The following is a 25,201-nucleotide window of genomic DNA, read 5'->3' as shown; positions in this document are numbered from 1 at the left end:
CTACACGATGAAGGAATTAGTGATAGACGTTGAAGCCGAAAAAAACGAGATACTAAAAAGATACCGGGCGTTGCTGCGGGCGTCGAAATCTACCTTGCAAAAAGGCGATAAGCGAATGATACGCAAAGCGTTCGAGATGGCGCTGGAAAGCCATAAAGACATGCGCCGCAAATCGGGTGAGCCTTACATTTATCATCCTATAGCGGTTGCGCAGATAGCCGCCGAGGAAATTGGATTAGGCACAACCTCGATAGTCTGTGCCCTGCTGCACGACGTAGTTGAAGATACCGACATGACCCTTGAAGACATTGAAAGGGAATTCGGGAAAAAAGTGGCCATGATTATTGATGGCCTGACTAAAATTTCGGGAGTTTTTGATACAAACAGCTCTTTACAGGCCGAGAACTTTCGCAAGATGCTGCTTACGCTGGCCGACGACGTAAGAGTTATCCTGATAAAGCTTGCTGACCGGCTGCACAATATGCGCACTATGGAGTTTATGCCCCGTGACAAGCAGCTTAAACTTTCATCAGAAACGGTGTACCTGTACGCCCCATTGGCACATCGCCTTGGTTTGTATGCTATAAAATCTGAACTGGAAGACCTTTCCATGAAATACATGGAAAGGGAGACCTATCAGTTTATAAAAAATAAGCTGAACGAGAAAAAAACTGAACGTGAGAAGTTTATCAGGGATTTTATCGAGCCGGTTAAAAAAGTACTTGAAGGACAAGGTTTACACGCAGATATATTCGGCAGGCCAAAATCCATTCATTCCATCTGGAATAAGATGAAAAAGAAGGCCATCCCTTTTGAGGAAGTTTATGACCTTTTTGCCATCAGAATTATTTTAGACAGCGCACCGGAAGCTGAGAAGGCCGATTGCTGGAAAGCATATTCTATTGTTACGGACCTTTACCGGCCCAACCCGGACAGGCTGCGCGACTGGATATCTTCGCCAAAGGCAAATGGTTATGAGTCGCTGCATACCACGGTGATGGGTCCGCGGGGCCAGTGGGTGGAGGTTCAGATACGTACTAAACGCATGAATGAAATTGCGGAGAAGGGCTTTGCCGCGCATTGGAAATATAAAGAATCATCTACCGATAGCGGGCTCGACCAATGGGTGCAAAAAGTGAGGGACATGCTTAAAAATCCAGACTCAAACGCGCTCGACTTTCTGGATGATTTTAAAATGAACCTGTTCTCTGACGAGATATTTATTTTTACGCCAAAAGGTGCACTGATCCAGTTGCCGTTGAACGCAACCGCCCTCGACTTCGCCTTTGAGATACACACTGACGTAGGGGCGAGCTGTATTGGTGCAAAAGTTAACCATAAGCTGGTACCGCTGGGGTATAAGCTGCAGAACGGCGACCAGGTAGAGGTAATTACATCAAGCAAGCAAACACCAAAGGAGGATTGGCTGAATATAGTCGTTACCGCCAAGGCAAAGGCTAAGATCAAATCGGCGCTTAAGGAGGAAAAACGTAAGGTAGCCGAAGACGGCAAGGAAATTCTTGAGCGTAAAATGAAAACGTTAAAGATTACTTACAATACCGAAAATATACAGAAGCTGAGTTATTTTTTCAAGCTGCCGTCTACACAGGATCTTTTCTACAATATTGCCAAGGGCACTATCGATATGAAAGACCTGAAGGAGTACCAGGCTTCAGAAAAAACGATCGAGAATAAGCCGCAGGACAGGATAGAAGCAGAACAACTGCAGGGGCTGATGCGCAGCATAAAAGCCAAAGACAGTGATATGCTGCTGATTGGCGAGGATATGCAAAAGATCGATTATAAACTGGCTAACTGTTGCAACCCGATTCCGGGCGATGATGTGTTTGGCTTTGTAACCGTGAGCGATGGCATAAAAATACACCGCACCAATTGCCCCAATGCAGCTAAGCTGATGGCCAACTATGGGTATAGGATTGTAAAGGCTAAGTGGACAAACCAACAGGAGCTGGCCTTTTTAACCGGCTTAAGAATTACAGGCATCGACGAGGTCGGCCTTATCAACCAGTTAACTACCGTAATTTCGCAGGATTTTAAAGTGAATATACGCTCTATCACCGTAGATAGCGACAATGGTATTTTTGAAGGCTCGATAATGGTATATGTGAATGATACGAATCACCTGGATAACCTGATAAGAAAGCTGAAAACTGTTAAAGGTATAACCGGTGTAAACAGGTTTGATTCGGCGATTGAGAAAGCGTCTTAATAAGTTGATTGGGTGAGTTGTTGATCGAGTTGACCGGGTTTGATAACGCAATCAACATAATAAACTTAATCAACTTTAAACTAATTTCAATAACTTTGTCCTTTAATACAGAAAAATGTCTCAACAGGAAACCATACCCATGGTTAAAAAGATTTTCGAGGCGTACCTTGAAAATAAAAACCTCAGGAAAACCCCCGAGCGTTTTGCAATACTTGAAGAAATATATTCCCGGTCTGACCATTTTGATGTGGAGTCGTTGTATATCCACATGAAAAATAAGAAATACCGTGTTAGCCGCGCAACGGTTTACAATACTCTTGAGTTGCTGGTATCGTGCGATTTGGTGACCAAGCACCAGTTCGGGAAAAACATGGCGCAGTTCGAAAAATCGTATGGTTATAAACAACACGACCATATTATCTGTATCGATTGCGGCAAAGTAGTGGAGTTTTGCGATCCGCGCATACAGCAGATACAAAGCATGATGGGCGGCCTGCTGAAGTTTGAGATAAAGCACCACTCGTTAAACCTGTATGGCAATTGCGAAAAGCTGCGAGCCGGTTTTTGCGATAGGAAAGTTCAATAAACATGAATAAGCCGGAATTAAGTAAGCAGGCGTTTTGGGATGTCGATATGGATAAGATTGACTATGAAAAAAATGCAGCGCATGTTGTAGAAAAGATTATAGAACGTGGCAGAACCGAAGACTTTGATAACCTCTTGAAATTTTACGGGTTCAAAAGAGTCGGAGAATTAGCGTTACAGGCAAATTGGTTATCAGATATTAATATAAGTTTTTGTTGCGCCCTGTTCAAAGTCAAACCAACTGATTTTAAATGTTACGAGAAGAAACAGTCGAACCGGCAACACTGGGATTTTTAAAGGCCCTGGTTTCTAGAAGATTTAATCGCTTTAAAACTCAATGCTATAAAAGGAAGGGGCGCTAAGAAAGACTTTTGGTATGTGGCGCGGCTGTTGCGAGAGTATTGTATGGATGATTTGTTAAAATTTTATCAAAATAGATTTTACTATGACGACACTTTTGCCATATTAAGATCTATCACCTACTTTGCGGATGCTGAGAGTGATATAGATCCTGAGTCCTTAGATGGCATGACTTGGGAGAAAGTAAAAAAGCCGTCGTTTTTGGAATTGACGAACGTTATAAAAAATATAAAAATTAATGGCTGTTGACGTATTATTAGGGCTCCAGTGGGGCGACGAAGGTAAAGGAAAAATTGTTGATGTATTGAGCGCAGGGTACGACCTGATCGCGCGTTTCCAGGGCGGGCCGAATGCCGGGCATACATTGGAGTTTGACGGTAAAAAGTTTGTATTGAATACTATCCCTTCCGGAATATTCTTTGAAAATACCATGAACCTTATTGGTAATGGCGTTGTGATTGATCCGATCACCCTAAAAAAAGAATTAGATAAATTGAAGGATGCCGGCCACGATTTGCTGGCCAAAGGCAACCTGATGATAGCCAAAAAGGCGCACCTGATTTTACCAACGCACCAGTTGCTCGACGCTGCCTCCGAAAAGAAAATGGGCGAAGGGAAGATCGGCTCTACCTTAAAAGGTATTGGTCCGACTTATATGGACAAAACCGGCAGGAACGGTTTACGGGTTGGCGATATTACTTTACCGGATTTTAAAGAGCGTTATCAAAAACTGGTGGATAAACACCTTTCGATGTTAAAATCGCTTTATAACGAAGCTCCTGATTTTTCGGAACGCGAAGCTGCATTTTTTGAGGCGATTGACCTGATCAGTAAATTCAAGCTGGTTGACTCTGAGCACCTGGTGAATGATTACCTGCAAAAAGGGAAAAAGGTTTTGGCCGAAGGTGCACAGGGCACTATGCTGGATATTGATTTTGGCTCGTATCCGTTTGTAACCTCATCAAACACCACTACTGCCGGCGCTTGTACAGGTTTAGGCATAGCACCTAATAAAATAGGCGAGGTGATAGGTATTTTTAAGGCTTATTGCACCCGTGTTGGCGGCGGTCCTTTCCCAACCGAACTAAATGATGAAACAGGTGAAGAACTGCGCCGTATAGGTCACGAATTCGGCGCAACTACGGGGCGCCCGCGCCGTACCGGCTGGATTGACCTGCCTGCGCTTAAATACGCCATCATGTTGAACGGTGTTACGCAAATGGTGATGACGAAAGCAGACGTGTTGAGCGGCTTCGAAAAAATTTACGCCTGTACGCATTATAACTACCAGGGCGAACAGATAGATTATATGCCTTATGATATCTGTGGCGTTGAAGCAACTCCAGTGTTAAAAGAAATAGACGGCTGGAACGAAGACCTGACCGGCATAACCGAACTCTCTGAAATACCTGCCAAACTGCAATCTTACATAGATTATCTGGAAAAAGAATTAGGTGTACCGGTTAAATATCTTTCGGTTGGTCCGGACAGGAAGCAAACGTTAACTTTGCATCCATAAAAAAATTTTATTTAACTTGATTCAAAGGCTCCGTTCAGGGGCCTTTTGATTTTACTTTTACAGCGTGATTCAATACCTGGTAAATACGGCGGAATACAAGAGGAAAGCCCTGCAATGGGCTGAAGGGTTCGATGTTTGCTGTTACCTTGACTCCAACGACTTTAATGACAACTACAGTAAGTTTGATGCCCTGATAGCTGTATCAGTGAAAGCTGAACTTAATGCGGAGCCCGGCTCTGCCTTTGAGCTGTTGCAGCAATTCAGGCAACAGCACACTGGCTGGCTGGCAGGCTTTTTTTCGTACGACCTTAAGAATGAAATTGAAGATTTGACTTCCGGTAATCCTGATAACCTCAATTTTCCCGGGATGTATTTTTTTGAGCCCGAATACCTGCTCATCTTTCAGGGTAATAAAGTTGAAATAATGGCAGCCGACCCCCATCTGACTTTCGAAGCCATTGGAAAACAGGAGATTGGCGGTAAGCGCATTTCCGCGGAATTAAATATCCAGCCACGCACGGGAAAGGCAGCTTATGTTAATGCTGTTGGAAAAATAAAGAAGCACATTAACCGCGGAGACATTTATGTAACTAACTTTTGCCAGGAGTTTTTTTCGGAAAATGCCGTAATCGATCCGCTTTCTGTATTTGTTGAGTTAAATAAGCTCTCACCAAATCCATTTTCAGCGTTTTTTAAGTTAAGAGATAAATATATACTCTGCGCCACACCTGAACGATTTTTAGCTAAGCGCGGGAATAAGCTGATATCGCAGCCAATTAAAGGAACCGCTAAAAGAGGCGTCACCGCGGCCGAAGATGAGGAGCTGATGACCCGGCTTCAAAATCATCCGAAAGAACTCCAGGAAAATGTAATGATAGTCGACCTGGTCCGAAATGATCTTACCCTGTCAGCTAGGCCCGGCACGGTTAAAACTGAAGAGCTTTATGGCATTTATAGTTTTGCCCATGTACACCAAATGATTTCGACCGTAGTATGTGAGATAGCGGATGGAATAAGCGACGCGGAGATCATTAAAAATACTTTCCCAATGGGCAGCATGACGGGTGCACCCAAAATAAGCGCGATGCGGCTGATGGAAAAATATGAGAGCAGCAGGAGGGGCGTATACTCGGGAGCTATCGGCTATTTCAGTCCTGACGGGGATTTTGATTTTAATGTGGTTATCCGTACCGTTTTGTATAATCAAGCCCGGCAATACCTGTCTTTTCATGCCGGCAGCGCTATAACCTATCATGCTGATGCTGAAAAAGAGTATGAGGAGTGTTTGCTTAAAGCACAGGCGATATTGGAGGTGCTTGGTGTAAACGGATTCAATTGGTAAATAAAATCGTTTTATTTATCTTTACATAAATGTAATGATTTAAAGTTATGGAACTCCAGTATGTTTCGGATAATGAGGGCCGGCCAACGGCAGTGCTCATTCCCATTGCTGAGTGGAATAATATTACGGCCAAACACGAGGATTTGAAAGAATTGGAAAAACCAAGGCAGGGTTCCTCTAAAGGTAAACCATCTGATTATGTAGGCTGTATATCGAAGGAAACAGCTCTTAAAATGATTTCCGATATTGAACAAAGCCGTAACGATTGGGAAAGAAATTTTTAATTGACACGAATATCCTTTTGGGATATATCGGGGGCGTTCTCCCAGCCAATGCTCATGAACTGGTTGAAGAAGCGATCTCAAGTGATTTTAACATTTCAGTAATAAACCGAATTGAAGTTTTAGGTCATCATTCCGCCAATAAAAGCCTTTGCTCCTTTCTTGACTTGTCCAAACAATATGAGTTAAGTTTACCCGTTGTCGAGCAGACAATTTTAATTCGAAAAGTCGTGAAAATTAAGTTGCCGACGCAATTATAGCTGCCACAGCTATTGTTCATAATTTTGTTTTATTAAGCCGAAATACTAAGGACTTTAAAAATATCGATGGTCTGAAAATATTAGATCCATACTCTTTATAATATTAATGGGTCACTGAAGAATCAACTCCTCCATTATCTTCTCACCGATCCTCACATTTACGGCCGATCCGTTTGCGAAAAATGCTGAATATGGCTGAGCGCTTAAAAATGGAACAAACTCTTCACCATAAAGCGCGGCTATATCACCATCAAACACAGGGTTAGTAACATTAGCCACCTGCCAGCTGATATGTTCCACCTGGTACTGCATGGTCGAAGCAGCCGTCAGCTTATTGTAGCCCCAGTAATGCTCGAAAATAAATTCTTCCTGACTGCCGGGTTGTATATCATTAAATTGAGTGCTCACTGTAGCGCCAAGTTTGTTCCATCGGCCTTTTAATTTCCACTCATATAAAAAGTTCAGATGGTTATCACCTGCCGGCGTTTGTGAATGACGCATCGGCAGGGCGCGGTAATGCTCATTGTAAAGATTATTGGCTATCAAAGCAATCATGTTTTTTGGCACAATCTCGCTGATGAAAACCGCGCCCCTTTTCCATTCCCGCCCGTCGAAATATTTTACATAGAAGCGCAGGTTTACTTCTTCAAAATCCACATGAAAAGGCCACTTTACACCCAATACCCTGGTTTGCAAAAATTCGAAGCCAACCATGCTGACCAATGCTTTGCCTTGCCAGTAATCAAGAACCGTATATGGAGGAAGGTAGGGCTCTAAAATTTCAGGCGGCACTTCGTAGTTAAGCATCAGGAGATTTTCCCAGCGCGCTTCCATGAACTTTCTTTTCGCCATATACCGGGTGTTAATGTCTGGTGTAATACTTCATTGCCTCCGGCAGCCGTTTCTGAATATCTGCAATACGGGTGGCATCGGCAGGGTGCGTGCTCAGCAGTTCGGGCGGAGCGCCGTTTTTGTTTTGGGCGGCCATGTGTTGCCAGAAGGTAAGTGCTGCATGAGGGTCGTAGCCGGCAAGCGCCATGAAAGTAAGCCCGAGGCGGTCAGCTTCTGACTCCTGGTCGCGCGAGTATTTTAGCAGGGTTAGCTGGCTGCCTACGCCGTAAAGGTTGCTGATGATGGCCTGTGTAGCCGCGCTTTGGTTAGATGAAGCTACACCAACCGCGCCTCCGATACCCTGTGCCACCATTTGCTGAGATATTCTTTCGGCTGAGTGGCGTGCTATGGCGTGGCCGATCTCGTGACCCATAACGGTGGCAAGTTCAGCATCCGTTTTTGCCAGGGGCATTAAACCGCTGTACACGGCAACCTTGCCGCCGGGCATACACCAGGCGTTTACTTCGCTGCTTTTTATGAGGTTAAATTCCCATTTGAAATTGTACTGATCGGCATAGCCATTCGTCTTTAAGTAGCCCTCAATTGCTGTTGCCAGCTGACTGCCGACATGTTTTACACGCTGGGCGTCGCTGGTGTTATTAATAACAACCGTTTTAGGGTCAGATAGTAGCTGGCTGTAGCTTTGCGCCGCCGATTGATTGATCTGGGCATCATCGGCCAATGACAATTGTTTACGCCCGGTTAACGGAACGGTTGAACAGGAATAAAGGATAGCGGAAAGCAATAAAATTGCACCAAAGGATAATTTTTTCATACGGCAGTTTTTTTCTTAAACAAATTTACGCGGGACTCTTTGCCTTTCAGTAGCCTTTCGATGTTTTTTTGGTGCGTAACCAATATCAAAAGGCATATCAGCATCCCGAATATAACAACAAGATTACTTGTGTATTTGTTGAAAAAAAATGTAACACCCACCAGGTATGCGAAACCGGCGGTGATGGAACTAAGGGAAACATAGCGCGTAATCAACAGCACTACAATAAATACAGACACGCAGAACAAGGCCGCATCGAGGTTAACTGCCAGCACCATGCCAAACAAAGTAGCTATACCCTTACCGCCCCTGAAGCCGGCAAAAATAGGAAACAGGTGGCCCATAACAGCAGCTATTCCCAATGCCAGCTGATAGCTTATTAAATTGGAATGGGGGCCTCCGGTTGTTGATACACCGATAAAATACGCAAGGCTGGTTGCTGTCCATCCTTTTAAAATATCAATAAGCATAACCGGGATGCCTGCTTTTTTTCCCAATACCCTGAATGTGTTGGTTGCTCCGGCATTACCGCTGCCGTATTCACGTACATCAACTCCGTAAAATGCCAGGCCTATCCAGACAGCTGTAGGGATAGACCCGCAGAAATAAGCCAGAATAAGCGCTGAAACAGAGTAGGTAGTTATCATTTCACCGCAATATTAATAATTTGAAGTCATATTTGAAGTTAGAAAGTCGGTAAAGTCCGTAAGCCGGAATGAAGCGTTGCAGCGGATAATTCGTTCGTTCTTCACAAAAAAGTATGTCCTTCAGCTTCCTGGAACAAGCCTTAGCTTACCGCCTTCAAACTTAAATCAATGCTTTTTACGGAATGAGTTAGAGCACCTACTGAAATGTAATCAACACCACATGCTGCATAATCGCGTATATTATCGATGGTAATGCCGCCGGAAGCCTCCGTAACAAAACGCCCGTTGATAAGATTAACTGCGTCGCGCAGACTTGCGGAATTGAAGTTATCCAGTAAGATACGGTTTACCCCCCCTGTTTCCAATACCTGCTGCAGCTCTTCCATATTTCTTACTTCAATCTCGATAGCCAGCTTTTTGTTTTGGTTTTTGAGGTATTGCTGTGTGTTTTCAATTGCCTGCCGGATACCGCCTGAATAATCCACATGATTATCTTTTATCAATATCATATCATACAAGCCGAAGCGGTGGTTAACACCGCCTCCGATTCTGACAGCCCACTTTTCGAGGTACCGTAAGCCGGGTGTGGTTTTTCGGGTGTCTAAAACTTTGGTGTTGGTGCCTTGTAAAAGATCTACTATCTGGCGGGTTTTCGTAGCGATACCGCTCATGCGCTGCATGCAATTTAGCACCAGGCGCTCCGCCTTTAAGATGTTTTGAGCATCACCTTCAACCTCAAAAGCTACATCTTTAGGTTTAACTTTAGCACCATCATTTATAAATACAGAAACTTTAAGCGCAGGATCAATAATGTGAAATATTTCCTGTGCAAGTTCAACGCCGGCCAGGATGCCTTCATCCTTTACCAAAAGTTTTGCTTTGCCTTGCGTGCCTGCAGGGATTGTGGCGAGGGAGGTGTGGTCGCCATCGCCCACATCTTCATTAAGTGAATTTAAAATAAACTGGTCGATAAGTTGCTTGTCCAAAACCTGTATATGTTAGTGTCGGGCCAAAAGTAAGAATAGTTCATGGTTCATGGTTCATAGTTCATAGAAAAAGTGATAGCGGGCGCAGATGCATATTCTGGCGACTACGGAGAGCGGATATTACTTATGCACTACTTCACCTTCTCGGTTTCGATGCGCAATTCGGTCAGCTCTGACGTGCCTCCTGTTTGCTTCAAAGTAACAGCAATGCGGTAGGGGCCTTTTTGAGTATTAAGGATCAGCACGCCAAAAACATAATTCTGGCTGGAGTTGATTTTATGCAGCACCTTTACAGAAACGGGTTTATTTTGACTAAAGAATTTATCGAGAATAATGCCTGCCTGCGTTTTGGAATACAGGTTTTCATCGTTCTGCATTGTTATTTCAACATTGGCAGCGAATAACTTAGTGAGTTCGGCTACATTTGCCTGCCGGAAAAGTTCGGCAACTTTCTCTAAAGGCCCCGTGGTAACAGGTAGCAGGTAAAGCAATATTAGTACCGGCATGTATAAAAGTTTCATAAGATATCTCCCTAAGTATTAAAACGAGCAGTAAATAATTTGGTTTTACGCCTTATTGCGATAGCTTAAGCATACTAAGTTTTGAGGCGGGGGTTTAGCGGAGATGCAATTGCGGCCGCTCGCCGGTGTAACTTAATCAATAATTATTACTAACTAAGAACGTTGCTTTTTATATTTGCATTGTGGAAAGACAAAAAAAAATCGCTTTAATTATTCTGGATGGCTGGGGTTTCGGCCGTAACGACGCCTCGAATGCTATACTCGCCGCCCAAACGCCGTTCTTTGATTCGATGCTGCAAAAGTATCCAAATTCTAAATTGGAAGCGTCGGGCACGGCTGTTGGCTTGCCCGCAGGACAAATGGGCAACTCAGAAGTGGGCCATATGAACCTTGGAGCGGGCCGCGTGGTTTACCAGGAATTGGGCCGGATACATAAGGCGGTTGATGATAATGAATTCCCGGCTAATCCGGTTATAAAGGAAGCATTTGACTACGCCAAACAAAATAATAAAGACGTACATTTTATAGGCCTTGTTTCTGACGGGGGGGTGCACTCTCATATTAAACATGTGAAGGGTTTATGCGATGCTGCCGGGGTGTACAATTTGGAAAAGGTATTTATCCATGCTTTTTTAGATGGCAGAGACACCGATCCTAAATCAGGTGGGGGGTTTATTGCTGATTTAGAGCAGTACATAGAGAACTCGAACGTAAAACTGGCATCGGCAATAGGCAGGTATTACGCAATGGACAGGGACAACCGCTGGGAGCGCGTAAAGCTGGCTTACGATCTTATGGTTAACGGCATAGGCCAACCAACAAAAGATATTGTTCAGTCTATCAAGCAATCGTATTTACAAGAGGTTACCGACGAATTTATTAAGCCAATAATCAAGGTTGACGAAAACGGCAACCCGCTTGCGGTGATTAAGGAAGGCGACGTTGTGATCTGTTTTAATTTCAGGACCGACAGGGGGCGTGAAATAACGCTTGCCTTAACTCAGAAGGCGTTTCCCGAGTATAACATGCACCCGCTGGACCTGCATTATATAACTATGACCACTTATGACGAAACGTTTAAAAATGTAAAGGTGGTTTTTACTAAGGATGATCTTTCCAAAACGCTTGGTGAAGTTTTACAGGATGCAGGAAAAAATCAAATCCGGATAGCGGAAACCGAGAAATACCCGCATGTAACGTTCTTTTTCTCCGGAGGGCGTGAGAAGGAATTTGACAATGAAAAGCGGCTGCTGGTACCCTCGCCGAAAGTGGCGACCTATGATTTGCAGCCGGAGATGAGTGCTGAAGGCATACGCGATGCGATAATTCCGGAATTGAAAAGTGGCTGGGCGGATTTTATTGTGCTTAATTTTGCAAATACCGATATGGTGGGCCACACCGGCGTATTCAGCGCCGTAGTTAAAGCTGCTGAAACAGTTGATGGCTGTACAAGAGAGGTGGTTGAAACCGGTTTGGCGAACGGATATTCGTTTATAATTATTGCAGACCATGGTAATGCTGACTATATGATTAATGATGATGGCACGCCCAACACTGCGCATACTACCAACCTGGTTCCGTGTATTGTTATTGATGACGATGTGAAACATGTGAATGACGGCAAACTGGGAGACATAGCGCCAACCATATTAAAAATTTTAGGGATCGCTATTCCTGAACAAATGGGCGGCAATGTATTGGTTTAAACTAAGGCCATATTTAGTTATCGCTATTGTTACGACCCTGGCGGCCTTGTGTTCAGGTTGCAAACCTGAGGCAAAGCAAAGCGGCGGGAAGGCAGGATACTTCGATATCAAAGGCTTTTTTACCAATGAAGCACAAGACCTGCAAAGGGTTAAGCCCCCGGTGTTAAAAACTATTGTACATAATGGCGTTAGCGAAACAAAAAAGGTGGCTATTGAAAACTGGGGGCAGGAGCTGGAGTCATTTGTCGGAGGAGATATCAACCGTCCCGCCTGGAAAAATAGTTACACCACATCAACGGGTGATGGCATTACATTGTATAAGGCTATTGAGCCCGGGCTTACAGTCCGCGAAATTATAATCAAGAAGGATGCGGATAAGATCAAGTGGATAATTATTTACACCAAAACACAAAATATCTTATACAGGAATATCGAGAAGCTAAGCTACTATCCCGACTCTCTCTACCGGATTGAAAAAAGTCAGCACGTTAAGCTGATGGGGAACAATAATTATAACATTACGGGAGTAATTATTAAATAATTATACGAAGACCTGAATAGGCTATCAAAATAAATCCCGGCTTACGATTATTTGTGGGCCAGCGCTTCGTTAAGTTTCTGCTTTGAAAGATCGATAAGGGTAGAGATGTCAGTCCGGCCGGGGTTATCTGCCAAAACTTTTTCCAGGTCAGCCACAGACGCACGCAGCGAGTTGATCGCCCTTACTTTATCGAATTGTTTTCCGGTTGCCTGCAATTTAAACACGCCATATTCGCGGTAGGCAATACCCCTCACCTGGTAATATTTGTTCCGGGTAAGATCAGGATCTATAGCGATGGCTTTAGTCAAATCAAAAATTGCACCGAGAAGATATTTTTCTTTGTCTGCGGGGCTAGTCTGATTATCTTTTCCCAGGTAGCCTTTTGCCCTGGCCCTGTAGTAATAAGCGGTTGCATCTGCAGGATTTAAGGCAATTTCCTTGGTATAGGCAGCAATGGACTTTTTATAATTTTCGCTGTGGTAATATGAATATCCCAGCATTAGCAAGGCGGTGGAGTTTGTAGAGTCTATCAGGCAGGCCCTTTCGAGCTGAGATACTGCCGCCTTAAAATCCCCATCCATTAAAGCCTGCTGTCCCAATTTTATATAGGAGTTTTGGGCAGATATGGTTTCAACGGAAGAAATTATAAGTAAAGATATAATTACTGAAATCCTCATTAACGGCCAACTAGTGATAATCAAAACAGTATAATATTAACTGCCATAGTTAGAAAATATTATGCCAGCATTGTATTTTTTGTACAGATGCCCGTAAAATAATTTATCAAAACAGAGTGCTATTATATGACTTTTTTTCATATTTATCAATAACTTTATTTTTTGGTTTTAATCCGGTTGTTTGTTTAACCTTCATGTTCTCAGTGTTTTACAAACCAACCTGATTTGCGGCGCCTGATTTGCCGGTACTTGGCATAGCAATTGAAATATTGAATAACCCGCAGGAAAATTCCTTTTTATCCTGTGCAAAAATGCCTGTATCTTTGCAGGCTGACATATTGACGTTTTTTACAAAACATAAAAGGTAGTTGATGAATTTTGATCCGTTTGATTTTAATAGTGCTTTACCGGTTATAAATGAGGATTCGGAGTTTTTTCCCCTTATGTCTACCGAAGACGAAGAGGAAATGAACAATGAGGCCATACCGGATATTTTATCGATACTGCCGCTGCGTAATACCGTACTTTTCCCCGGCGTGGTTATTCCGATAACTGTCGGCCGTGATAAATCAATTAAATTGATCCGCGATGCCAATAAAGGCAGCCGCATGATTGGGGTAGTTGCTCAACAGGATGTAGCAATAGAAGACCCTTCATTTGCCCAGTTGAACAAAATCGGAACCATTGCATTAATTGTTAAGATGCTGCAAATGCCCGATGGCAACACTACGGTTATCCTGCAAGGCAAAAAAAGGTTTATCTTAAAAGATGAAGTGCAGAGCGTGCCTTATATAAAGGCTACCATTGAACCGTTTAAAGAAGCTAAGCATAAAGAGGATAAGGAATTTAAGGCTATGGTTTCGTCGATAAAAGACATGGCCATGAGCATTATCCAGCTTTCGCCAAATATTCCGAGCGAAGCGGGGATAGCTATCCGCAACATCGAAAGCACCTCGTTCCTGATAAATTTTATCGCGTCGAACATGAACGCCGATATGATGGCGAAGCAGCGATTGCTGGAAGAACCCAGCCTGCGTGCGAAAGCTAACCTGGTGCTGGAACACTTAACCCTTGATTTGCAGATGCTGGAACTTAAAAACCAGATACAAAGCAAAGTCAGGGTTGATTTGGATAAGCAGCAGCGTGATTATTTCTTAAACCAACAACTGAAGACGATCCAGGAAGAACTTGGCGGGAATACGCCTGACCTTGAGATTGACAGCCTGAGACTACGGGCATCAAAAAAGAAGTGGGCCAAGGAAGTTAACGATCATTTTAACAAAGAGATCGAAAAGCTGGCGCGCATTAACCCTGCCGCTGCAGATTATTCCGTGCAGATAAACTACCTTGAATTGCTGCTCGACCTGCCCTGGAACGAGTTTACCAAAGATAACTTCGACTTAAAGCGTGCACAAAAAGTACTTGATAAAGACCATTTCGGCCTTGACAAGGTGAAGCAACGCATAATTGAGTACCTGGCAGTGCTTAAATTAAAGCACGATATGAAGGCGCCGATTCTTTGTTTAGTAGGCCCTCCCGGAGTTGGCAAAACTTCCCTGGGAAAATCTATAGCCAAAGCGCTCGGCCGTAAATATGTGCGTATGGCACTGGGTGGTATCCGCGATGAAGCCGAGATACGCGGCCACCGTAAAACTTATATAGGCGCAATGCCTGGCCGTATTATCCAGTCGATAAAAAAGGCAGGGGCTTCAAACCCGGTGTTTATTTTAGATGAGATTGATAAAGTAGGTAACGATTTCAGGGGCGACCCGTCTTCGGCTTTACTTGAAGTGCTCGACCCCGAACAAAACAGCACATTTTACGACCACTATGTTGAGATGGATTTTGATTTGTCAAATGTGATGTTTATTGCAACGGCAAATTCATTAAGTTCCGTACAGCCCGCTTTGCTCGACCGTATGGAAATAATAGAGGTTAACGGCTATACTATTGAAGAGAAGGTTGAAATTGCTAAACAGCACCTTTTACCAAAACAGCGGGAAGCACATGGCCTGAAAACCAAAGATGTGGTGGTGAGGCCTGAGGTGATTGAAAAACTGATTGTCGATTATACGCGTGAATCCGGTGTGCGCGCACTCGAGAAGAAAATAGGCTCGCTGGTACGCGGGGTGGCTAAGAACATCGCCCTGGAAGAGCCTTATAACCCTACCGTAAGCGCGAAAGAGGTGGAGAAAATATTGGGCGCGCCGATATATGATAAAGACCTGTACGAAGGAAACGACGTTGCAGGTGTGGTTACCGGCCTGGCGTGGACATCGGTTGGCGGAGATATTTTATTCATCGAGGCTAGCTTAAGCCCCGGTAAAGGCAAGCTAACACTCACCGGCAGCCTGGGTGATGTAATGAAGGAATCGGTGACTATCGCCCTGGCTTATCTGCGTGCTCACGCAGCCAATTTCAACATTGACCCAAGGTTGTTTGACTTATGGGATGTTCACGTGCATGTTCCTGCCGGGGCTACGCCTAAAGATGGCCCATCGGCCGGGGTAACTATGCTCACCGCCCTTACATCAGCCTTTACGCAGCGTAAAATCAAACCGCACCTGGCCATGACCGGCGAGATAACCTTGCGCGGGCGTGTGTTGCCGGTTGGTGGCATAAAGGAAAAAATACTTGCAGCTAAACGCGCCAATATAAAAGAAATAGTGCTTTGCGCATCGAACAGGAAAGATATACAGGAAATTAAGGAGGATTACATAAAAGACCTTAAGTTTCATTACGTGACTGAAATGCATGAGGTTATAAACCTGGCGCTGCTGGATGAGAAAGTAGATAACCCTCTTGACTTTACAATAAAAGAAGACAACAGGCAGCCCGTTGCCTGATCTCATTTTTGGTGGCAATATTTTGTTAATAATTCTGAATTTTTACTGAAATGTTTCAGGCGCCGGCTGGCCGGGGCGTGAAACATTTCAGCTTTAACAAGCGTATTAGGTGGTATCGTAATTGTAAATTAATTGTAGTACTATTTAAAAACCTCCTAAAGCCCCACCAAAGTGAAGAAAACTTTTGCGCTAAAAGCTCTTTTTTTATTGTTCCTTGTTACGTCATCTTTCTACCTAAAGGCACAAAACCTTGAGGCAAATCCTATTAAAAGAGATACCGTTCAGGAAGAATTTATAAAACCCCGGACCATATTTCTGGAGGCGGGTGGCCCGGGTTTAGCGCTTACCTTAAATTACGATACACGTTTTGGCGACAGGCGCGATAAGTTTGGCTACCGAGTAGGTGCGGGTTACTATAACACAGGCGCTAACTGGGTGGCATCGGTCCCCCTGCAAATAAATTATTTAGCACCATTAGGCCGTGAGGGCGGCAGCAGCTTTGCCGAGTTTGGCGCAGGTACAACGTTCGTTCGTTCTCAAGGCTCAAATAAGGGTACATTTTTTGAGTTCGACAATGTTACCGGCTTTATCGGCACCGCAACTGTTGGCTATCGTTTTCAGCAGGACAATGGGGGTATTAATTTCAGGATAGCGTTTGTGCCGGTATTGTATGATGATGGTGTAATAGCTGAAGGCGGTTTGAGCATTGGCTATACGTTTTAATTGTTGCCTTTAAAAATATTTGTAAAAGCCCTGAATTACCGGGGCTTTTACTATTTTAGACGGTTATTGCAAACAAACCGGATGAGATTTAAATTATTGCTGTTCGCCATTTGCTTTTTTTGCGCCGCGAACGTTTTTGCCCAGACACACAGTACCGAAATAGGCTTACAAACGGATAATGATTCCTACCTGATGCAGGGTTCGGACAGGTATTACACCGACGGCATCTTTTTTTATTACAGGCATGCCCAAAAGGTAAATGAAAGCAGTAAGCTTGCTAACAAAGTACTTGGTCTTGAAATAGGCCAAAAGATATTCAATCCACAGAGTGGCAGTGTTAATTATAAGGGCGCTGATCAGGCGTATCTGGTGGATCGGCCATTTGCGGGCTATCTGTATGCCGGCGCCACTTTAAACTTTTTATATAAAAATGAAGGCGCCTTGAAATTTGGGGCGCAGATTGGCATTATTGGCCCCGGGGCATTTGGTAAAGAAGTGCAGGATTACGTGCATGACCATTTCGGCTTTTATCACCCGGGGGGCTGGGAATACCAGATACATAACGAGGCCCAGTTAAATTTATCGGCAAATTACACCAAATTAATTGCACGCGACAGTTGGATAGACGCTTCATTTACCGGGTATGCAAACCTGGGTAACGGCTTTAGCGGTGCAGGCGCAGGTGGTATAGTAAGGATCGGTAATTTTAACCAGTTGTTTAATTCTGTAATTACGCAAAGTTCGGCCATACAAAAGCAGGCGGCAGAGCCGCTTCACCAGCACGAGATATTTTTTTACTACAAGCCTTTGCTCAATTATGTGCTGTATGATGCCACCATACAAGGCGGCTTGTTTGCCAGCCACGATGACCCCAATAGTCTTGAAATAACGCGTAATAAAGAACCTGTAATTTTCAGCAATCAGTTTGGTGTGGCGTTTACCACCGGACGGTTCGCTGTGGATGCTGCAGCAATTTTTCACACCAAAGAAACCAAAGAAATGGTGCGCTCGGAGCAGTGGGGCAGTGTAACCGCGTTGTATAGGTTTAAGTAGATGCTAGAGATTAATTGATTAGAGATTAGTTGATTAGGTTAAGAAAATAAAACCGGCATCTAACTAATCTCTATCACTAAATAGTTAATCCTTAAAAAGTCAATAAACAACCGACAAGTATATTTTGGAGGCTCGGTTTAGATTTGTAGTTAGCTTGATAATTTCATAAACAATCGCCAAAAGATGATTTTTCCAGAGATTCATCATCCTTTTGAAATTCATTGCGGCAGCAGCTAGCATCACATTGATGTTATCGCCTTTGATGCCTTTGTAAAAGTTACGACTTAAACGGTGATCTGCTTTCAGATGACCAATTTTAGGTTCAATGGCAGCTCTGTTTGTAAAGCCTTCCTTCAACTTTGATTTTCGATAGTTTGTTAGTTTGCTACCAAAGGTTTTGGGCGTATGGATAAGGGTACCCTCGACTTCTTTTCTACCCCGGTAGCCCCGGTCAACGAAGGCTTCTTTGAGTTTATGACCTGTAAGTCGCTGCTGTTGCTTGAGCGCCGCATCAAGCGTATGTCCGTCGTAATCATTTCCCGGGATATTCAGCGCCCCAATGATTACGCCACTATTTTGGGTGACCGTAATGGATACTTTACTGCCAAACTCATATTTCTTATGCTCTTTACCTTTGCTGATGCATACCACTTCCGGTTCGTGGAGGCTATAGACCTTGTTTTTGTCATGCCGCTTTTGTCTAAGTACCCGCTCGAATAACTCCAGTTCGCTGCTGTAACTTTCTGCAGGTAATTTTCTTTTTAGTTCTCTTACCAGTCTGCCAGCTATTGTTTTTACTTTTTTGTCTGCCTTACGTGCTTTTGCACCATTTTTAGGATGGTTCCTGAATCGCTGGTCAATACCTAGCTTCTTTAAAGTGCGGCTGTAACTTTGACGAAGTACAAGCTGTTCTTTTTCAGCTATTGCTGAACATTTTTTAATGATCTTCCGGTGTAGCTTGCTGTCAGTAGGATAAGTGATATTCTTTTCCTGGACTGTGGTATCTATGCTGGCTTTGTTTTCTTTACCGCCTTTGCCATTGATACGGATACTTTCCTTAAGGATGAGCTCAACGCCATCGGCACCGATACGGTTGCGAAAATGAACCAATTCTGATGCCTCACACGGGGCTTTTGCCGTAAAGATCTGCTCCACGCTAAAATATTGGTAATAAGCATTCTCTGCCCACTGTTCTACCACGCTTTCATCGCTCAGGTTACGGATGTGTTTCAGCATCAACAGTGCTGTCATCAACCGTATTGGTTTGGCAGGACGGCCAAAGTTTTCATTGTAATGTTTTTTGAAACTGTCCTCAAACATCTGCCAATTAATCACATCAGCCAAAATGTATAAGGGATGTTTATTAGATAATTGTTCTTTCAAGCCAGGCTGTAAAAAGCTCAATTGGGAGGAAATTACTGGTCTGTTAAGCATAAATAACTGCAAGTTTCTGACACTAATATCTATAAATCCTGCAGATTTAAACAACTAATAGTACTAACAAAATGTTGATAATCAATTAATTATACACTTTTTAAGGACTGACTAATTAACTAATCGCTATCTCCCCAATTCCCTCTTCTGCCTTCTTTTTTTGCTGAATTTATTTTTTTGGAGTCAAGCCGTGCCGCTTTAGCGGCTTTGCTTACTTTAGCAGGCTTGCGTATTTTGGGTTTTTGCAGCGACCTGGTAAGCAGCGCCACCAGTTTTTCTACAGCTTTTTCCTTGTTGAGATATTGGCTGCGCTCCTCGTCGCAAATTATTTGTACGAGGCCATCCTTGTTCAGGCGGCTTTGTAATTTAGAACTGATGAGGGATTTTTCTTCTTCAGTAAACAGCGCTGAATTCTCTACTGAGAAAAGAAGCTCAACCTTGGTAGATACCTTATTGACGTTCTGCCCGCCCTTTCCGCCACTTCGGGATGTTTTGTAAGTAATTTCTTTTTGCAGGCCGGCGCGGGTAAAATTCATTTGCAAATTTAGCGAAATAGCCGGAAATCCGCTTTTTTTAAGTACATTCATCCAATTAAGCCGCCGGGATATTGAACTACTATCTGCCCTGACCCGTTACACGGCTTCGATGATCTGTTCCTCAAAATCATTATATAAAAGTTATTAGCTAATCCGTGAAAACATACCTGCTTAAAACCGAACAAGCTATCCCTGTGAGCCTCCATGAAGCCTGGGATTTTTTCTCATCACCGCTCAACCTGGCAAAAATTACGCCGGATGATATGAAGTTTATAGTTACATCCGATTATAACGGGGATACCAAAATGTACGCAGGAATGATAATCACCTACAAGATTACGCCGGTAATGGGTATCAAAATGAATTGGATGACCGAAATAACCCACGTAAAAGAGGGTCAGTATTTTGTGGACGAACAGCGCTTTGGCCCCTATGCCTTATGGCACCATCAGCACCATTTTAAAGAAATTGAAGGCGGGGTGCTAATGACTGATATTTTAAATTATGCAATTCCCTACGGCGTGATCGGCAGGTTTACCAATGCTGTATTCGTCGGCAACAAAGTGAAGCAGATATTTGAGTTCAGGAAAAGGGCGATTGACGAATTATTTGGGGTGATGAAGCAGGCTAAAGGTTAAAGGCGAAAGGTAAAAGGTTTAGAACGGTCTTTCGCCTTTAACCTTTTACCTTTCACCAAAATTTCTACCTATAATCCAGCCTGTAAATAAAGGCCAGGGATACTGATGTGCCTACGCCGGTATTGCGGCCTGTAAGAAATCTGCCGCCGCTCAAAAACAGCGAAGTTTCCCTGGTAAACGAATGGCCAAAGCCAATGGAAGCCTGCAGAAATGAAAAATCTTTATTGGTTTCGGGTATTGCTGAAAACCGCTTGTCGTCGCTTTGTGAATAGATGCCGCTTACAGTTGCTGAAACCTGGTTTTCATAGTCGCTATCCAGCGTAATACCAAAAGTTGCATTGTAACGGTTCTGGATAGGGCCGTTGGTTCCGAAATATTGGCGCACGCCGTCGGCGGCATTAAAATAAGTTGTAAGGCTGCCCAGGTGACCGGTGCCCGAAAAAGCAAGCTTTAATTCAGCGCCTTCCTCGCCGTAACCAAGGCTGGGGTTATTGCTGTACATTGGGGTAATGGCAGTACCCTGCAATGAGAAGTAATAAACGAAATCAATATTCGCCAGGTAATACCGTAAACCGGTCTCCAGGTCGGCGAGGCCCGAACTTGTTACCGGTGGATTTGAGGCGGAAGTGTACCTGTTAAATACCAGCGGTAACGACGCTACCACTGCAAATTTGCGGCTGATGCCATATTCGCCATATAAAGTAGTACCTACCGACGAAAATCTGCCATTATCAGCAAATGGTGTCTTTACACTATTTTGGTCCCAGCCCGAATTGGCCCAGAAGTAAGCAACCGATGGCGCCAGCAACAAACGCCCGGGGCGTACGGGGAAACCGCCGTCGGCATAGCTCAGGCTATTGGCGGTAATTAAAAATATCAGCGAGAAAAGTAAAGTTCTGGTAATAGTTTTCAAAAGGCTCATGATTAATGGTTAATATTAAAACAATGCAAATGTATCCCTCATCCAGCGGCCCTCGTACACCACGTACTTTTTGCCGATTTCGTGCGCCAGGTCCCTGAAAATGATCAGGTGCTTATCCGCCGGGATTCCGTTATAAAGTATTTGTACTGTGTTTGGCGGTGCAATGTTATCCAGCATGCCCATCCCCACCAGGGTACGGCATTGCAAGGTTGATGCGAAGTTTTTCGAATCAAAATAATCCAGGTTGTTTAACACATGCTCATAAGTTAATCCCGGCCTGGTATTAACATATTTTTTAATGTCGATAAACGGCCAGTCCACTTCGTACTGCAAATCGCGTACATCGCTTAATATCGGGTTCGCTGCCGAACAGAAGTTTATACGTTTATCCACCGAAGAAGTTGCAATAGCTAAAAATCCTCCCAGGCTACCACCCACGGCAATAATGTTATCATGCCTTAATTCGGGGCGGGTATAAATAAAGTCTACCGCGCGTACACAGTCCATAATGGCGCCGCGAAGTACATATTTGTTTTTGTCTTCAATACCAAGTGTTATATAAGTTTCCTTGCGGACGTTGATGACGTCCCGACTATTGCCTTGTCCGCGAATGTTGAGCGAAAGTATAGCAATATCAGGGTCGACGCCGTATAGCGGCATTAGATTAACCTGGTAACCCGGCAATGCCAGCATCACAGCAAATTTTTTCTTTTTATTGGTTGTTTTGGGTTCGGTAAGCCAGCCGCGAATGGTCATGCCGCCGAGTGACTTCATTTCGACCAGGTAAACATTACGGTTGTCTTTGCTCGAATCGGGCATTTCCGTTACTGTAAATTCAGGGTCGACTTTGGCAAGTTCGGCCTTAGTATTATTCCAGAATTTTTCAAAATCAGATGGCTTTGCATGCTGCGAACGTACTTCGTGGGGCCTTATACCAAATGCCCTGCGGGTAGTATCGTCATAGTCAGATACGTTGATCATGAAGTTGACTTTGTAAAAACCGCTTTGCAAGCCTGAAATATCAAAACTGTAGCTGGCGGAGCTGCGCGGGCCGATATTTACATGAACTGAGTCCGACTTCATCTTCTTGCCAGCCTCGGTAGTCACCACATATTTTACACTGCCCACCTGCGGCGTGTTGTAGGTGCTTTGTACTGAAAATGTATAAGAAGCAGTTGAGCTGAAGATAGCATCACTGCTATGGGTGGTTAACTCTGTAGTTACCGTTTCTTCCTGTGCAAAAACGTGTACTCCGGTCAGCATAACCAGTGCAATTGCCATTACCAGTATCTTATTCGTAAATTTTGCCATCATATTTTCAACTCAATAATTGGGTGCCGGCTAAGGCCGCCATAAAGATAAATGCCCCGTTGTACATTTAACGGTCAGGTATGGCTATTACCGTGCCGAAATTCCCAATTTTCCACAGTGTGTAAATAAAAATGCCTGTTGTATGTTTATTGCCCGTTAAAACGGTGATATCATTAATTAATTATTGCCTCTCAGTTATCATAAGTGGGAAAACAAATCAACAGTTGTTTCCCTAAGGTATCCGGAATTTCTCGCGCAGCCACAGGTTCTGAAACATAAAATAATTAAAATCAACCTCGTGTGTGGAGTTCGGTACACATACAAACTCCTTGTTTGTGCTGCTGATATGGTTATATAACGCCATACTGCAGCGGGGCGGACAAAACTGGTCAAGCAAACCTATGCCCATTAGTACCGGGCACTTAACCATCGGCGCAAAGTTCTGCGGATCGTAATAATCGAACGTCGCATAAAATTTTTCCCATGAGAAACCCGGGTGCTGGCTCTGGTATTTGCGAAAAACCTTAAACGGAAATACCTGGTGTCCATAAGATTCAGATATACTGTAACCGTCGCGAATATCAGCGTAAAGTGGTACCTGCATTGTAAGCAGCTTCACCCTTTTATCAAGTGCTGCGGTTATCAGTGCCAGCGAGCCGCCCTGGCTGCCACCTTCCACAAAGATTTTTGATGTATCAATACCTAAATTGCTGTGCGAATATAAAAAATCGACACCCCGAAGACAATCCATATACACGCCGCGGTAAATGTATTTATCCTTATTTTCGATGTTGATCACCGAATAATTATCTGTGCCGACGTTAATTACATCCCTGCTGTTGCCGTTTCCCCTGACATTTAGATCAAACGCGATAAAGTCGTCGTTATCCATATTAGGTTTCAGGGTAACAACATAGCCCGGCACCCGGTAGTGTACCGGGAACTTGCTCCCATCGCGCGGAATAACCAGCCAGCCCCGGATCACAATCCCGCCAAATGAACGCATCTCGACTGAATAAACTTTTTTTGCGTTAGTCGAAAGGTCCTTTCGCTCTGTAACGTGGTATTCTGGTGGTACCGCTGCCAACTGAGCCCGGGTTTGATCCCAAAAAGCGTCAAAATCTGCAGGCTTATGCAGCCGCGACGTAATCTTTTCGGGGTTAACGCCAAATACCCGGCGCAGGGTATCGTCATATTCCGGCATATTTACCATAAAGCTGATACGGTAAAAGCCGGTTTGCATTTTTGGAACGGTAATGCCGATGTCTCTGCCGGCGCCGCCTTTCAGATTAACGCGAAGTGAATCTTCCGCTACTTTTTTACCTTCGTCGGTTGTCACCAGGTACGAGATATGGCCGTTTTGATGCTGTTTGGTGTTATTGCGTACCTGGAGTTTATACCTGATGGGTTCGTTACCGTTAAATAAGGCATTTTTATTTTGCGGGATTGCCGTCAGTACCACATCCCCGGTTTCCTCTGTCTGTTGGGCAGCCGCTTTAAACGACGATGCCGCGAGGATAAACGCAGATAAATAAATTAAATAGTTAACTCTTTTCATAACTATAACTTTATAACTGCCAGCAGTGAGCCTCCGTAGCCTACGCCGGTGTTTACGCCAAATGGCACATAGAAGCCGCCCACAAACGCAGAAAACCGCCGGGTAAATGTATGCCCGTAGTTTAACTGTGGTTTAAAGAAGGAATAATCGTGCGCCGCAAAAATATTTTCATTAAACTCTTTGTTCGAGCTGAAGGATCTCCACAATAAAATATCGAGGCTAAACTGGTCATGCCTTGATACCGGGTAGCCCACGCTACCTAACAGGCTGACCTGGTCGGGGCCCTGGGTATCGTAATACTTGCGGTAGCCGAGTTCAAGGTTGAAATAACCTTTTTTAGATACATCTTTCGGCAGGTTGCCGCAATACATCAGCTTAACCTCGCTGCCGTAAGCGCTCAAGCCCAGTGGCGAGGGCCCGTTGTGAATGTTATATAAGGGCACGATAGCCGAGACGCCGATCGAAAAAAATCTTACAAAATTAGTGTTTACCAGGTTATAGCTAAAGCCAACAACTGCATCTCCCAACCCGGCGTCTACCAATTTATAGCCGGGAGCCACTATGTTTTGCTGATATAGATAAGGTATGGTGGCAATAACATCCAGGCGGCGCGATATGCCATAGCCAATAAACAAATTGCTGGAGTACGATGTAAAGCTGGTTCCGGGCGCACCCTTAATTACATGGTCCTTATCGTCAAATCTGTCTGTCTGGCGATAATAGGAAAAAGTAGGCACTATAACATTACGATATTTACCGATAGGAAACCCGGCAAATGTTTTAAAAGGCAATATTAAAACAAAAAACAAGTAAGCAAAAAGGCTTATGATGAAAGATCTTTTCATTACAAATTGATACC

At 43.9% G+C, this 25,201-nt stretch carries 22 protein-coding genes and 2 pseudogenes; 12 read left to right on the top strand and 12 right to left on the bottom strand.

Annotation, left to right across the window (positions count from 1 at the left end; translation table 11 throughout):
- Window positions 1-7: 7 nt before the first annotated feature.
- The 6 genes from Q3W13_RS20985 to Q3W13_RS20960 all read left to right on the top strand — a co-directional run bounded on the left by Q3W13_RS20985 (window position 8) and on the right by Q3W13_RS20960 (window position 6,320).
- Entirely contained in the window at window positions 8-2,230 is a 2,223-nt protein-coding gene (locus Q3W13_RS20985) for a bifunctional (p)ppGpp synthetase/guanosine-3',5'-bis(diphosphate) 3'-pyrophosphohydrolase (RefSeq protein ID WP_302867264.1), read from the top strand.
- Window positions 2,231-2,345: 115 nt separating this feature from the next.
- Complete coding sequence (locus tag Q3W13_RS20980) at window positions 2,346-2,816, top strand: Fur family transcriptional regulator (protein WP_302867262.1); 471 nt, start codon at window positions 2,346-2,348, stop codon at window positions 2,814-2,816.
- A 2-nt stretch (window positions 2,817-2,818) separates the two neighbouring features.
- Entirely contained in the window at window positions 2,819-3,112 is a 294-nt protein-coding gene (locus tag Q3W13_RS20975; protein ID WP_302867261.1) for a hypothetical protein, read from the top strand.
- Window positions 3,113-3,413: 301 nt separating this feature from the next.
- Window positions 3,414-4,694, top strand: coding sequence for an adenylosuccinate synthase (locus Q3W13_RS20970; protein ID WP_302867259.1), 1,281 nt, complete (start codon window positions 3,414-3,416; stop codon window positions 4,692-4,694).
- A gap of 64 nt (window positions 4,695-4,758) precedes the next feature.
- Window positions 4,759-6,036: an anthranilate synthase component I family protein gene (locus Q3W13_RS20965; protein ID WP_302867257.1), complete on the top strand. Its 1,278-nt coding sequence runs from the start codon at window positions 4,759-4,761 to the stop codon at window positions 6,034-6,036.
- 47 nt (window positions 6,037-6,083) lie between these two features.
- A complete protein-coding gene (locus tag Q3W13_RS20960; RefSeq protein ID WP_302867256.1) occupies window positions 6,084-6,320 on the top strand; it encodes a hypothetical protein in 237 nt (78 codons plus the stop codon).
- A 368-nt stretch (window positions 6,321-6,688) separates the two neighbouring features.
- Here Q3W13_RS20960 and Q3W13_RS20955 read toward each other — a convergent pair whose 3' ends face one another.
- The 5 genes from Q3W13_RS20955 to Q3W13_RS20935 form a co-directional block, all read right to left on the bottom strand.
- A complete protein-coding gene (locus Q3W13_RS20955; protein ID WP_302867255.1) occupies window positions 6,689-7,429 on the bottom strand; it encodes a YqjF family protein in 741 nt (246 codons plus the stop codon).
- A gap of 10 nt (window positions 7,430-7,439) precedes the next feature.
- Window positions 7,440-8,243 (bottom strand): M48 family metallopeptidase, encoded by an 804-nt coding sequence (locus Q3W13_RS20950; protein WP_302867253.1) that lies wholly within the window; start codon window positions 8,241-8,243, stop codon window positions 7,440-7,442.
- Window positions 8,240-8,890, bottom strand: a complete 651-nt coding sequence (gene plsY, locus Q3W13_RS20945; RefSeq protein ID WP_302867252.1) for a glycerol-3-phosphate 1-O-acyltransferase PlsY — start codon at window positions 8,888-8,890, stop codon at window positions 8,240-8,242. Before plsY ends, Q3W13_RS20950 begins: the two co-directional genes overlap by 4 nt.
- Window positions 8,891-9,030: 140 nt before the next feature.
- Complete coding sequence (gene nadC, locus Q3W13_RS20940; protein ID WP_302867250.1) at window positions 9,031-9,876, bottom strand: carboxylating nicotinate-nucleotide diphosphorylase; 846 nt, start codon at window positions 9,874-9,876, stop codon at window positions 9,031-9,033.
- A 131-nt stretch (window positions 9,877-10,007) separates the two neighbouring features.
- Window positions 10,008-10,397 (bottom strand): DUF4783 domain-containing protein, encoded by a 390-nt coding sequence (locus Q3W13_RS20935; protein WP_302867248.1) that lies wholly within the window; start codon window positions 10,395-10,397, stop codon window positions 10,008-10,010.
- Window positions 10,398-10,579: 182 nt separating this feature from the next.
- Here Q3W13_RS20935 and gpmI point away from each other — a divergent pair, with 182 nt between their 5' ends.
- A complete protein-coding gene (gene gpmI, locus Q3W13_RS20930) occupies window positions 10,580-12,103 on the top strand; it encodes a 2,3-bisphosphoglycerate-independent phosphoglycerate mutase (protein ID WP_302867246.1) in 1,524 nt (507 codons plus the stop codon).
- A complete protein-coding gene (locus Q3W13_RS20925; protein WP_302867244.1) occupies window positions 12,090-12,644 on the top strand; it encodes a hypothetical protein in 555 nt (184 codons plus the stop codon). The genes gpmI and Q3W13_RS20925 overlap by 14 nt, the downstream gene beginning before the upstream one ends.
- Before the next feature lie 47 nt (window positions 12,645-12,691).
- Here the strand turns inward: Q3W13_RS20925 and Q3W13_RS20920 are convergent, their stop codons facing one another.
- Complete coding sequence (locus Q3W13_RS20920; RefSeq protein ID WP_302867241.1) at window positions 12,692-13,321, bottom strand: tetratricopeptide repeat protein; 630 nt, start codon at window positions 13,319-13,321, stop codon at window positions 12,692-12,694.
- A gap of 371 nt (window positions 13,322-13,692) precedes the next feature.
- On the opposite strand from Q3W13_RS20920, the gene lon reads away from it, so the two are divergent.
- The 3 genes from lon (at window position 13,693) to Q3W13_RS20905 (ending at window position 17,943) form a co-directional block, all read left to right on the top strand.
- Entirely contained in the window at window positions 13,693-16,167 is a 2,475-nt protein-coding gene (lon, locus tag Q3W13_RS20915) for an endopeptidase La (RefSeq protein WP_302867240.1), read from the top strand.
- Window positions 16,168-16,338: 171 nt separating this feature from the next.
- Window positions 16,339-16,890, top strand: a complete 552-nt coding sequence (locus tag Q3W13_RS20910; RefSeq protein WP_302867239.1) for a hypothetical protein — start codon at window positions 16,339-16,341, stop codon at window positions 16,888-16,890.
- Between the two features lie 81 nt (window positions 16,891-16,971).
- On the top strand, window positions 16,972-17,943 hold the full coding sequence (locus tag Q3W13_RS20905; protein WP_302867238.1) for a lipid A deacylase LpxR family protein: 972 nt from the start codon (window positions 16,972-16,974) through the stop codon (window positions 17,941-17,943).
- 201 nt (window positions 17,944-18,144) lie between these two features.
- Here the strand turns inward: Q3W13_RS20905 and Q3W13_RS20900 are convergent.
- Window positions 18,145-19,377 (bottom strand): annotated as a pseudogene (locus tag Q3W13_RS20900) (IS5 family transposase); the annotation flags it as partial.
- A gap of 119 nt (window positions 19,378-19,496) precedes the next feature.
- Window positions 19,497-19,883: pseudogene (arfB, locus tag Q3W13_RS20895) on the bottom strand (alternative ribosome rescue aminoacyl-tRNA hydrolase ArfB); the annotation flags it as partial.
- A gap of 185 nt (window positions 19,884-20,068) precedes the next feature.
- On the opposite strand from arfB, the gene Q3W13_RS20890 reads away from it, so the two are divergent.
- Window positions 20,069-20,551 (top strand): SRPBCC family protein, encoded by a 483-nt coding sequence (locus Q3W13_RS20890; protein ID WP_302867236.1) that lies wholly within the window; start codon window positions 20,069-20,071, stop codon window positions 20,549-20,551.
- 64 nt (window positions 20,552-20,615) lie between these two features.
- Here Q3W13_RS20890 and Q3W13_RS20885 read toward each other — a convergent pair whose 3' ends face one another.
- From Q3W13_RS20885 to Q3W13_RS20870, 4 genes are all read right to left on the bottom strand, one after another.
- Entirely contained in the window at window positions 20,616-21,473 is an 858-nt protein-coding gene (locus tag Q3W13_RS20885) for a hypothetical protein (RefSeq protein ID WP_302867235.1), read from the bottom strand.
- Window positions 21,474-21,488: 15 nt separating this feature from the next.
- Window positions 21,489-22,787 carry an acetylxylan esterase gene (locus Q3W13_RS20880; RefSeq protein WP_302867233.1) on the bottom strand — a complete coding sequence of 433 codons (1,299 nt, stop codon included), beginning with the start codon at window positions 22,785-22,787 and terminating at the stop codon, window positions 21,489-21,491.
- A gap of 229 nt (window positions 22,788-23,016) precedes the next feature.
- Window positions 23,017-24,342 carry an acetylxylan esterase gene (locus Q3W13_RS20875; RefSeq protein ID WP_302867232.1) on the bottom strand — a complete coding sequence of 442 codons (1,326 nt, stop codon included), beginning with the start codon at window positions 24,340-24,342 and terminating at the stop codon, window positions 23,017-23,019.
- A gap of 2 nt (window positions 24,343-24,344) precedes the next feature.
- A complete protein-coding gene (locus Q3W13_RS20870) occupies window positions 24,345-25,187 on the bottom strand; it encodes a hypothetical protein (protein ID WP_302867230.1) in 843 nt (280 codons plus the stop codon).
- Between the last annotated feature and the right edge of the window lie 14 nt (window positions 25,188-25,201).

Origin of the sequence: Mucilaginibacter sp. L3T2-6, from assembly GCF_030519355.1 — a bacterium.
Classification (GTDB): Bacteria; Bacteroidota; Bacteroidia; order Sphingobacteriales; family Sphingobacteriaceae; genus Mucilaginibacter.
Note: the sequence above shows the minus strand (reverse complement) of the source record. Positions and strands in the feature narration are given on the sequence as shown.

Coding starts and splice junctions, on each gene's coding strand:
- Q3W13_RS20960 (WP_302867256.1), top strand. CDS start 6,084: ATGGAACTCCAGTATGTTTCGGATAATGAGGGCCGGCCAACGGCAGTG.
- Q3W13_RS20880 (WP_302867233.1), bottom strand. CDS start 22,787: ATGATGGCAAAATTTACGAATAAGATACTGGTAATGGCAATTGCACTG.
- Q3W13_RS20980 (WP_302867262.1), top strand. CDS start 2,346: ATGTCTCAACAGGAAACCATACCCATGGTTAAAAAGATTTTCGAGGCG.
- Q3W13_RS20885 (WP_302867235.1), bottom strand. CDS start 21,473: ATGAGCCTTTTGAAAACTATTACCAGAACTTTACTTTTCTCGCTGATA.
- plsY (WP_302867252.1), bottom strand. CDS start 8,890: ATGATAACTACCTACTCTGTTTCAGCGCTTATTCTGGCTTATTTCTGC.
- Q3W13_RS20975 (WP_302867261.1), top strand. CDS start 2,819: ATGAATAAGCCGGAATTAAGTAAGCAGGCGTTTTGGGATGTCGATATG.
- Q3W13_RS20875 (WP_302867232.1), bottom strand. CDS start 24,342: ATGAAAAGAGTTAACTATTTAATTTATTTATCTGCGTTTATCCTCGCG.
- lon (WP_302867240.1), top strand. CDS start 13,693: ATGAATTTTGATCCGTTTGATTTTAATAGTGCTTTACCGGTTATAAAT.
- Q3W13_RS20950 (WP_302867253.1), bottom strand. CDS start 8,243: ATGAAAAAATTATCCTTTGGTGCAATTTTATTGCTTTCCGCTATCCTT.
- Q3W13_RS20985 (WP_302867264.1), top strand. CDS start 8: ATGAAGGAATTAGTGATAGACGTTGAAGCCGAAAAAAACGAGATACTA.
- Q3W13_RS20870 (WP_302867230.1), bottom strand. CDS start 25,187: ATGAAAAGATCTTTCATCATAAGCCTTTTTGCTTACTTGTTTTTTGTT.
- Q3W13_RS20970 (WP_302867259.1), top strand. CDS start 3,414: ATGGCTGTTGACGTATTATTAGGGCTCCAGTGGGGCGACGAAGGTAAA.
- Q3W13_RS20920 (WP_302867241.1), bottom strand. CDS start 13,321: ATGAGGATTTCAGTAATTATATCTTTACTTATAATTTCTTCCGTTGAA.
- Q3W13_RS20925 (WP_302867244.1), top strand. CDS start 12,090: ATGTATTGGTTTAAACTAAGGCCATATTTAGTTATCGCTATTGTTACG.
- Q3W13_RS20935 (WP_302867248.1), bottom strand. CDS start 10,397: ATGAAACTTTTATACATGCCGGTACTAATATTGCTTTACCTGCTACCT.
- Q3W13_RS20905 (WP_302867238.1), top strand. CDS start 16,972: ATGAGATTTAAATTATTGCTGTTCGCCATTTGCTTTTTTTGCGCCGCG.
- Q3W13_RS20955 (WP_302867255.1), bottom strand. CDS start 7,429: ATGGCGAAAAGAAAGTTCATGGAAGCGCGCTGGGAAAATCTCCTGATG.